The following is a 2,638-nucleotide window of genomic DNA, read 5'->3' on the forward strand; positions in this document are numbered from 1 at the left end:
CTTGACTTCAACACCACGACAGCGCCGCCGTTTCCTCCGCGTAGCGGCTTCGTCCAACAGCAGGTTGCGCGATCAGGAGATCTTGTAACGGCGGTCGCGGGGTTGTCGGAGCGTTACAAGAGATCGCTTCTGATTCAAGGCCTTGCATGGGCAAGACATCTTGTAACGGTGCGGGAGGTGCGCAGGGCTCGGTGCTTTTGCCCGGACGGCGGCTATAGCCCGGATGCTTGCTTGGCGCGCCAGGCTTGCACCCGCGCCACTGCCTCGGCCCCTCGGTGATAACCCTGATTCTCCGGCTTGGCCAGCCACCGCGCTTGACTCGCTCGCTTGCTGGCCGCCTGGCAGACGACCTCTGAACAGTAGCGCTGATGCTTCGCGTTGCGCGCATCAGGCGCGAAGACTTCTCCGCAATTCAGACACTTGTGCTTCGTCTCTCGATCCCTCTCGTGCCTCTCGCCAAGTCACTCCATTGGCTACGACACGAACCCGGAAGAACACCGAACAAAAACCAAACCAGCAAAAGAACAGTCAGCAAAAAATGCTTAAAGCACGAAGAAGAGACCTCAAGAAAATCCAGTTTCAACTCGTCAGGTTCACACCAGTTTCAGCTTGGCGCTGACACCAAAGCAGGCGTTACCGGCAAACGGGCCCGATTCGACTGGGTCATGCGTCAGGGCTGTCGGGTGAGCTAAAAACTTGACCCGAGTACGCCTCTCAGAGTACAACCCATTCACCCCACATCCCTACGCTCCGACTGTCCAGTTTGCCGTGGAATCACTGTCCAGTTTGGCGTGGAATGACTGTCCAGTTTGCGTGGAATACGCAAGAACTCCACGTCGGTTTGTCCGTTGAGCAGCTCGCTGCGGTTCAGCACCTGGCCATGGCCCTTGGCCTTCAGGCGGCTCAGCACTTCTTGAGCGTAGCGTGACTCGCCTGGCTCGATGCGCTCACCGTCCAGCATTTCCAAGGCGTCGAGCACGGCATTGGCGTCCTTGGTGCGGGTGCCGCCGGCCAGCGCCTTCAACGCATTGCCCACCAGTTTCTTGCGGTTGGATTCGGTCACCAGCACCGCGAACGTGGGGTACTCGGGCGAGACCTCGGCAAACTGCTGGTTGAGCGCCAGGCCAGAAACGACGTTGACGATGTCGCGGAAGTTGGCACGTTCGTCAGAACCCAGGCGCAGCTTGTCGCGGAGGGAGACGCCCTTGGCCCAGTTCTGCAGGGTCCTGGTCTTGCCCTGGTAGGTAACTTCGAAGGCAGTCATCTGCTTTTCCTGCAGCCACTTGCTCATCTCGCGCAGGGCGTCCTTGGCTTTGTCCAGGTAGACGGCCTTCGCACCGCCACTGGCGGGTGGAGGCAAGGTCCTGTGCCGCTGCGTAGAAAGCCAGATGGCGCTTGATGGCATCGTCCAGCCCCTTAAGCCGGATGAACACCTCATCCGACTTGTTCTCGTCGCGGAAACGCGGAGGCTTAAAGGGCTGGATGAAGTAGATGTAGAAGTCGCGCTCGGGCTGGGCGGCCGGTCGATCGTTCGGGGCGCCGAAGAACAGGTAGCCGATGCGGTCGACGCGGCGTTCTTGCCATTCAATCTGGTACTGCCAGATCTGGTGGCCCGTCACGTAGTTGTTCTCGTCGGTACGCTCCATCAACTGCTTGATGGCGCCGTAGTAGGCACGGTCCAGCGCGTCGTCAGACAAGGCCTCGGCACGCTTTTCGATCTGTGCGTCGTAGTCGACGTCCTTCTTCAGGTCGAGGTAGTACTGCTCGCCGGTTTTGTCTCCTAGCGGGGCCCTGGAGATGAACTGGCCGTTGACCGTCCTGACGATCTCCCGCAGGGTGGTCTGCACAGCGGTGAGCAGGTCGTCGGCTGGGTCACCTCCCAGGTCTTCAATGCCGGGTTGGTACAAGCATAGTGTGTCTCGCAGCTCGGCAGCGGTCGCTCCGACCGGTACGTAGATGTCGCCGCCCGTGGTGAGCCGATGCACCGACAGTCCGGCGATCACGCGCTGCGCCATGGGCTTGTAAGCCGGCCGGGTAAAGGCTTTCAGGACGCGCTCGGCCAGCACCTCCGACACCTTCAGGACGGGGCCGATGCTGGGGTCGGAGCGCAGCACCGAGTGGAGGTCACGGTCTCCCAGAACTTGTCGTAGCCGATCAGTCCTGGGCGATCGCTGGGCACCTCGTCGTTGAGTATGGCCTGGATCTGGTCGCGCAGGGTCACCAGGGCGCCGCGCTTTTCGGTAAAGATCAGCCGCTCGAAGGTGCCGATGTACTCTGGGTGGACTGGGAACAGCCGCACGTACTCATCCATGCGCTCGTTCATCGAGCTGTAGAACTTGGCGAACCTGGTGAGGTAGGTGCGGATCTTGTTCTGCTGGTCAGCGGTCTTCTTGAGCAGGCGTTCGGCGACGACGAAGCTGACGTCTTGCCGAGCCAGCAGCACGCCGTGGCTGGGGTGAACCTCGGTGAATGCGGCCATCATCTCCTCGAACGCCGCTTTGTTGTTGACCACCTTGTCGGCCGCCGGGAACGAGTAGCTGACGCCGTTCTTTTCAAGGAAGAGCTCAAGCTCCTGGTGCGTATTTCGCGGAACGTGACCGGTCGTTTCGCGTGATCGTGACCGGTGGAGAGATGCTGC

At 60.7% G+C, this 2,638-nt stretch carries 1 pseudogene; it reads right to left on the reverse strand.

Annotation, left to right across the window (positions count from 1 at the left end):
* Window positions 1-826 precede the first annotated feature (826 nt).
* Window positions 827-2,575, reverse strand: a pseudogene (locus ACCAA_RS04625) (DUF6079 family protein); the annotation flags it as partial.
* Window positions 2,576-2,638: the final 63 nt, after the last annotated feature.

It is taken from the genome of Candidatus Accumulibacter aalborgensis (assembly GCF_900089955.1).
In the GTDB taxonomy this organism is placed as follows: Bacteria; Pseudomonadota; Gammaproteobacteria; order Burkholderiales; family Rhodocyclaceae; genus Accumulibacter; species Accumulibacter aalborgensis.